Genomic DNA, 269 nt, shown 5'->3' on the forward strand with positions numbered 1-269 from the left:
ATCGAGGAAAAAAAGGCCGCCGTCAATACAACGGTCAGGCACATGATCTCGCAACTACCCTTGGAGGATCGCAAGCACTTCGAGTTTGGAAAAATCAGCTTTTTCCAAGAAGGCTCATACGTCATGGATGGTCATTTTAATAATACGTATGATCAAAACAGACCGGGACTGCTGGTCAAAACTGAGCTGCTCGGCAAGTCCCAAGCCTATGTAATCGACTTCAATAAAGGCACGATTGAAAGGGCGGGCCTGTACGACGCGAGGATTAA

Annotated in this window: 1 protein-coding gene; it reads left to right on the forward strand. The window is 47.2% G+C overall.

All coding sequences use genetic code 11. From position 1 onward, the window contains the following. The coding region (locus tag ODQ19_RS28100; RefSeq protein WP_330211851.1) for a hypothetical protein at positions 1-269 on the forward strand (269 nt) is incomplete at both ends.

Origin of the sequence: Pseudomonas sp. AM4(2022) (genome assembly GCF_036346515.1) — a bacterium.
Taxonomy (GTDB): domain Bacteria; phylum Pseudomonadota; class Gammaproteobacteria; order Pseudomonadales; family Pseudomonadaceae; genus Aquipseudomonas; species Aquipseudomonas paracarnis.